Below are 6,971 nucleotides of genomic sequence, written 5' to 3' on the forward strand. Positions count from 1 at the left end.
GAGCACGCGAGCGCGTTGCTGACCAAAGGATGTCTGATTGAAGGCACGGCGGGTCATCCGCTCGTGCTGCATTCGGACAACGGCAGTTCGATGAAAGGTGCGCTGATGCGAGCAACGATGCTGGAGCTGAATGTAGAGGCCTCATTCAGCCGGCCGCGGGTGAGCAACGACAATGCGTACGCCGAGGCCCTGTTTCGCACGGCCAAGTACTGTCCGTTATGGCCTGAGCGGCCATTTGATACGCTGGAGGAGGCACGCCTGTGGGTGCGAAAGTTTGTGCTTTGGTACAACGATGAGCATTGTCACAGCGGGTTGAAGTACTTGACGCCGAGCCAGCGACATAGCGGACAAGCGGATGAATTACTGGCCAGACGGCGCGCTGTGTACGAGCAAGCCAAGGCGCAAAACCCTGTGCGCTGGTCAGGCAAAACCCGAAACTGGCATCTTGCAGACTCGGTTTATTTGAACCCTGAAACGACCCGAGAATCTGCCACGCAATACAAACAAGCTGCGTAGCGGTGCGCGCGACAACTTGACACACGCCGCGTAGGACAAAGAAATGAAGTGCCGCCACGCACAGTGGCTAATAGTGATAAAAAATACAATTAACTCACGCAGACCACTAACAACGAAAGCAGCAACCCGGCATAGACTCAGCCCCACGAGCGCAAGAACCCCAAACCCAAACCCCGAGCGCGAGCGAACGCCCCGCACCAACCCTGATCGCCAGAACCTAAAACCCGTCTTACGCTTGTCTGCTTTCCCGCACTGAAAGTCACGTCTTGTTGCTAATCCAAAAGATAGGTTGTCGTACAACATGGATGGTGGCATCCGCAATTAAATCCAGTGCAATGCGGTGTCCGATCTCACGTCGATCTGCTTTGGATAAAATCGTGGGAGTGACCATCCAGAAAGGCTAGAGCGATATCCATCCGATCTTTCAGTCTCGCCTGAAGGCGTTGCTTTTAAGGGTTAACGGTGATGGAAAGTGCGTCGCGTCACGGTTATGTTCTCATACGACAACATACATCGATAAATGCACCGCGAAGAGCGCCTTCCCGCGTCCCATTTGTGTCGTGTGGCCGGCATCGGCCTCAATCGATCCGCAATAAAATCCATACAAAGAGCGAGGAGACGAAATGATTCTGTCCGGCCGATTGTCCGCGAAGCTGGCGGTCCTGTGCATGGCATTGAGCGCCGTGGCTGCAGTAACCGTCGTCACTGCACCTTCTGCGCACGCAGCGGACCCGGTGGCGATCAACATAGTCGATGTGGCGGGGAATTTGCAACTGACCCAGAAGGCGTTCGAGGCCTTCAAGGCCAAGTACCCGCAACTCGTCTCCAACATCACGTTCACCAACGCACCCGCGCCGCAGTTGCCCGGCAAGATCAAGGCGATGCAGGCAGCCGGCCGCTCGGATATCGATCTTGTGCTGACCGGCACGGATGCGCTTGCCGCAGGTATTGAACAAAAGCTCTGGATGAAACTGTTGCCGGATCAAGCCGCCGCATTCCCCGGCGTCCTGGATAAATACGCGCCCGGCCCACGCAAGATGCAGGACGTGGCGCAGGGCTACGGCATTGAAGTGACGTACATGCCGGCGGGTCCGCTGATCGAATACAACCCGGCGAAGGTCACCGATCCGCCGAAGACGCCTGAACAATTGCTCGCGTGGTGCAAGGCGCATCCGGACAAGCTTATCTATGCACGCCCGGCAAATTCCGGTCCCGGCCGCACCTTCCTGATGGGCCTGCCGTATGTGCTCGGCGACAAGAATCCGCAAGACCCGATCAACGGCTGGGACAAGACCTGGGCCTTCCTCAAACAGCTGAACGACTGCATTCCGTATTACCCGGGCGGCACGTCGGCGGTGATGAAGGAACTGGGCGAAGGCTCGCGCGACATGACGATGACCGTGACCGGATGGGACATCAACCCGCGCGCGCTCGGCCTCGTGCCGGCCGAATACAAGGTCCAGGCCTTCGACAACATGACGTGGGTCAACGACGCTCACTACATGGTGATCCCGAACGGCGTGCCGAAGGAAAAGCTCGACGTGCTCTACAAGATGATGAATTTCATGCTTGATCCCGCGCAGCAGGCAATGACTTTCGACGATGGCTACTTCTATCCCGGCCCGGCCGTGAAGGGTGTCACGATCGAGTCGGCGCCGGAGAAGAGCCAGGATGTCATCAAGAAGTATGGCCGGCCGGAATACGCGAAGCTGCTGGCTGACCGCCCGCACGTGGTGCCGCTGAATGCCGCCGCGATGGTCGCCGCATTCCAGAAGTGGGACCGCGAGATCGGTGCGCAGAAGTCGAAGTAGGTTGTTATGACCGTGCGGCGGCTTGAGGGTAGCTTTAAGCCCGGCTTCAAGACCGCCGCACGGCGTCGTTCCATGTATCGGGAATCTGCCATGAAGCATCAGTTTGATGAGTTGCGTCTTGATTCGGTCAGCCGCAGTTTCATGAACGCCGAAGGTCACGCGGTCGCGGCGCTGCGAGGTCTTGCCTTGAACATCCAGCGGGGCGAGTTCATCGCGCTGCTAGGGCCGTCGGGATGCGGCAAGTCGACGGCGCTGAATTGCATCGCCGGCTTGCAACCGCTTACCGGCGGACGGATCTGGCTCGACGATCAGCGTATTGATGTCCTGCCACCTGAGAAACGCGGCTTCGGCATGGTGTTCCAGAACTACGCGCTGTTTCCGCATATGTCCGTGCTGGACAACGTCGGTTTCGGTCTCAAGATGCGCGGTGTCGCGAAGAGCGAAGCCGCTCGTCGCGCGTATGAAGCGCTGCAGATGGTGCAGCTCGTCGGTCAGGAGAAGAAGCTGCCGGGGCAGTTGTCCGGTGGTCAGCAACAGCGCGTGGCCATCGCCCGGGCGATCGTGATCGAACCGGCGCTCGTGCTGATGGATGAACCGCTATCGAATCTGGATACCAAGCTGCGCATTGAAATGCGTGCCGAGATCCGGCGCATTCACAGCCAACTCGGACGCGCGACGATTTATGTGACGCACGATCAGGACGAAGCGCTGTCGATGGCCGACCGCATCGTCGTGATGAGGGAGGGGACCGTGCAGCAGGTCGCGTCGCCGAAAGAGATCTATGAGCGGCCGGGCAACCTGCATGTCGCGCGGTTCATGGGGTATCGGAACGTCGCCGAATTTACGCTCGAAGGCATGCAGGGCGAAGGCGTTGCCGTGAGCGTGCACGGCGTGCGTCTGATCGGTATGCCGATGGCCGGTTTCGACAGCAAACGCGTAAGCGTTGCAATGCGTCCCGAAGACCTGGACCGAGCCTCACCCGGTGCAGAAAATTCGTTCGATGCAGAAGTGCTCACAGTGGAATACGGCGGCCACGATTCACTGATTCGGGTGAAGACCGCGTTCGGTAATCTATGGGCGCGCGTGACCGGTGACGTGGCCGTCGGCGAACGAATTTGCCTGCATGTGCCGCCATCGCGCACGCTGGTGTACGACGGGGAGACGCCATGAACGTGCCGAACGTGGTGCTACCGACCGCGGTCCAGCGCGACGCTAAAGCGTGGCTGGTTTCTCCCGCGCTGATCTTCATCCTCGCGCTGTTTGTTTATCCGTTCTTGTACGGCCTCGTGCTGTCGTTCCAGCCGATGAACGGCGGCTCCGCGTTCGCCAACTACATCGCCTTTTTCACCGATACGGCGATGTGGCCCACCATCATCGTGACGTTGAAGCTCGCGGTGCCGGCGACGATCATCAACGTGGGTTTATCGGTTCCGGTTGCGTTCGCCTTGCGCCGTAATTCGCCGTATCAGAAGTTCGTGACCACGTTGCTCGTGATTCCTGTGACCCTTGGCACGGTGCTGATCGCGGATGGCATGCTGACGTACTTCGGCCCGAACGGCTGGTTCTCGCAAGCGGTGCACGGACTGCATTTTTATAGCGACGAAGTGCGTCTTACGCATAACTATTGGGGCGTGTTGATATCGCTGATCGTGTCGGGATTTCCGTTTGCTTTCTTGTTGACGCTCTCGTACGTGACAGGCATCGACCCGACGCTTGCGCGTGCCGCCGCCACGCTCGGCGCGAGCCCGTGGGAGCAGTTTCGCCAGATCTATCTGCCGCTGCTGATGCCGGGCCTGACCATGGCCGCGTGTCTTTCGTTTGTGCAGGCGTTCTCGGTGTTCCCATCGGCGGTGCTGCTCGGCGCGCCTGCCGGACCCACACGCGTGATTTCGATAGCCGCTGCCGAAGCCGCATTCGAAAGCTACGATTATTCACTCGCCTCCGCGATTGCGATGGTGATGGGCTTCGTGCAGTTGCTGGTGGTGGCAGGCATGCTGAGCGCACGCCGCTTCTTCTACACGGGTCCGGTGACCGGAGGTAAAGGCTGATGGCGACCGATAACCACGCATCTGTCTGGGCGGCGCCTGCGTCTCACGACAGCCGTAACGACGGCGCACAACCGGCCAAGCCGATGAAACCGCGCGTAAGCCTTGGCGATCGGCTCTGGAAGATGTTCGTCTGGGGCTCGATGGCATTTTTCCTGTTCAACGTCCTGTTGCTGATTGCGACCGTCGCGGTCAACTCGGTCGCGACGCGCTGGTTCGGTACGCTGCTGCCGCCGGGGTTCACGCTGCACTGGTACGCACAGGCGTGGAGCGACTTCCAGCTCGCGAGCGTGTTGTGGGTGACGATCGAGGTGGTCGGCGCGGTCGTGATTCTATCGATCGCACTGGGCGTGCCCGCAGCCTATGCGCTCGCCCGCGTGCAGTTTCGCGGCAAGCGTTTTGCGATGCTCGTGTTCCTGCTGCCGTTGATGGTCCCGCCCGTCACCTACGGCATTCCGATGGCAACCGTCATGTACAAGGTCGGCCTTGCCGGCACATTGAGCGGCGTGATCCTCGCGAACCTCGTGCCGGCGCTGCCGTTCGTCATTCTCGTGATGACGCCGTTTATCGAGCAGATCGATCCTAATCTCGAAGCGGCTGCGCGCATCTTCGGTGCTAACACCGCGAAATACTTTCGTTATGTGCTGTTGCCGCTCTTGATGCCGGGCATGCTTGCTGCAGGTTTGCTCGTGCTTGTGCGTACCATCGGTATGTTCGAGCTGACGTTCTTCACCGCCGGACCGACGACGCAAACGCTCGTTGTCGCGCTGTACTACGCGGTCTTTTCGACGGGCGTGCGCGCGCCTCAGTCAATCGATGCAATGGCGATGATCTACATGGCGATCACGCTCGTGTGGGTGCTGATCGCGCTGCAGTTCGTGAGTCCGACGCAACTCGTTTCGCGTGTCAAGGAACAGCGGCAATGAAATGAGCGGCTCGTTGTTTAAAATGCGAGCCTCTCGATTACAGGGACCCTGTCAGCCGATAGATACATCGACAGGCAGTGGTCTCGTTACCCTTCGCTTCGCCATCTTCTGTTCCACCTCCAGGCCCGCGATCACGTGGCGTCTCGACACCCATCTCCATAGCTTTGAACTGGCGTTCCGATTGCGTCGCGCAACGCCTGGATCCATCGATAAGACGAACCGATAACCACGATTTTATGCTGCCGAACTTAAGCGTTTGGGGGCGGTAAAGGTTCACCCGAATCGAATGATCGACGGCACCTATAAACTTACAAAACCCTTATAAAACAAGGCTCGTATCAGGGTTTCCGATCACAACATCGGGTTTCCCACACCGTCCTTGCTGTTGTGGCGCAAACGTTCTCTGCGCTCTCTCGCACCCTTTCCAACCAACTTCTCCCGATCGCGTGGCGTAGCGCACGGAACGCTTCCTTGACGGTGCCATTCTTGGACCACATCGCGTCCCTGACTGACGGGAACGCGGGACAAAAACGCGTTTCATCCCGGGGGAAATATGAGCACTACTTATAAAAAAACGTTGAAGACCGCTCTTAGAGTGAGTTGCATTGTCATCGCCAGCGCTATCCCGCCGATGGCCAATGCGCAAACTGGCGTCACGTATCTTTCGGCAGCACAGTTGCCTCCTTGTTACGACAACCATCATAAGATCATCCCGGGCGACTGTGGGCCGTCGAACGACGGATATGGGATGGAGTCCGATACATCGACTGCGGAGGAATCGGGTTCTACCGTCGCGGCAGATACCGGGTCGAACACCGATGGCGCCACTGAAGGACATGGTGACGATGCATCGAATGGGACTTCGGGTAGCGGTGCGGGGTCAGGCAATAGCGGTAACGGCAACGGGAGCGGCGGTGGGGGCAGGGGCTCCGGCGGTACCTCGGGTAGTACGTCAGGCGGCAGCGGTGCTGGTGCGAATAGCGGTGTTGGAAGCAGTGCGGGGAATTCGGGAAGCGGTTCGGGGGCAGGGGCAGGATCAAACTCCAGTAGCGGCGGGTCAAACGGCACCGGGTCGGCGGGCGGTACCTCGAACGGAAGTGGTGCGGGAACAGGATCAGGCAGCAATGGCGGACATGGCAGCGGTTCGTCAAGCGGTAGTTCCGGTGGCGGTGGTTCTGGTTCTGGTTCTGGTGCTGGTGGTGGTGGTGGTGGTGGTGGTGGGTCAGGGTCAGGGTCAGGGTCGTCAAGTGGTGGCAGTGGTGGCAGCGGCTCGTCCGGAGGGAGTTCGGGCGGCGGCGCTGGCGCGGGCAGTGGCTCGGGGTCATCAAGTGGTGGAAGTGGAGGGGCGGGGAACGGCAGTGGCAGTGGTAGTGGCAGTGGCTCGTCCGGTGGGAGTTCGGGCGGGGGAGGTGCGGGCTCAGGTAGCGGGTCCGGGTCTACCGGTAGCAGTTCTGGCGGTAACACCGGCGGCAGTACGGGAGGCGGGTCGGGTCATGGCAGCGACGGCGGTCACGGCAGCGACGGCGGTCACGGCAGCGACGGTGGTCACGGCAGCGACGGTGGTCACGGCAGCGACGGTGGTCACGGCAGCGACGGCGGTCATGGCAGCGATGGTGGCCACGGCAGCGACGGCGGTCATGGCAGCGATGGTGGCCACGGCAGCGACGGCGGTC

The 6,971-nt window shown here is 60.0% G+C and carries 6 protein-coding genes; all 6 read left to right on the plus strand.

The annotated features are described in order from the left end of the window. Positions 1-516: integrase core domain-containing protein (locus tag M0D69_RS43015; RefSeq protein ID WP_301787873.1), on the plus strand; the 516-nt coding region annotated here is incomplete at its 5' end. A 623-nt stretch (positions 517-1,139) separates the two neighbouring features. After that, positions 1,140-2,327: an extracellular solute-binding protein gene (locus tag M0D69_RS43020; RefSeq protein ID WP_301787874.1), complete on the plus strand. Its 1,188-nt coding sequence runs from the start codon at positions 1,140-1,142 to the stop codon at positions 2,325-2,327. A gap of 90 nt (positions 2,328-2,417) precedes the next feature. Then, complete coding sequence (locus M0D69_RS43025; RefSeq protein WP_301787875.1) at positions 2,418-3,497, plus strand: ABC transporter ATP-binding protein; 1,080 nt, start codon at positions 2,418-2,420, stop codon at positions 3,495-3,497. Further along, positions 3,494-4,375 (plus strand): ABC transporter permease, encoded by an 882-nt coding sequence (locus tag M0D69_RS43030; RefSeq protein ID WP_301787876.1) that lies wholly within the window; start codon positions 3,494-3,496, stop codon positions 4,373-4,375. The genes M0D69_RS43025 and M0D69_RS43030 overlap by 4 nt, the downstream gene beginning before the upstream one ends. Next, the gene (locus tag M0D69_RS43035) at positions 4,375-5,298 is read left to right on the plus strand and encodes an ABC transporter permease (RefSeq protein WP_301787877.1); all 924 of its coding nucleotides are present in this window, start codon (positions 4,375-4,377) and stop codon (positions 5,296-5,298) included. Before M0D69_RS43030 ends, M0D69_RS43035 begins: the two co-directional genes overlap by 1 nt. A gap of 818 nt (positions 5,299-6,116) precedes the next feature. Next, on the plus strand, positions 6,117-6,971 hold an 855-nt coding region (locus M0D69_RS43040; RefSeq protein ID WP_301787878.1), incomplete at its 3' end, for a hypothetical protein.

Origin of the sequence: Caballeronia sp. SEWSISQ10-4 2, assembly GCF_030464885.1 — a bacterium.
Taxonomy (GTDB): domain Bacteria; phylum Pseudomonadota; class Gammaproteobacteria; order Burkholderiales; family Burkholderiaceae; genus Caballeronia.

Bases quoted from the DNA above. Each gene is read 5' to 3' on its own strand.
- M0D69_RS43020 (WP_301787874.1), top strand. From the start codon at position 1,140: ATGATTCTGTCCGGCCGATTGTCCGCGAAGCTGGCGGTCCTGTGCATG.
- M0D69_RS43025 (WP_301787875.1), top strand. From the start codon at position 2,418: ATGAAGCATCAGTTTGATGAGTTGCGTCTTGATTCGGTCAGCCGCAGT.
- M0D69_RS43030 (WP_301787876.1), top strand. From the start codon at position 3,494: ATGAACGTGCCGAACGTGGTGCTACCGACCGCGGTCCAGCGCGACGCT.
- M0D69_RS43035 (WP_301787877.1), top strand. From the start codon at position 4,375: ATGGCGACCGATAACCACGCATCTGTCTGGGCGGCGCCTGCGTCTCAC.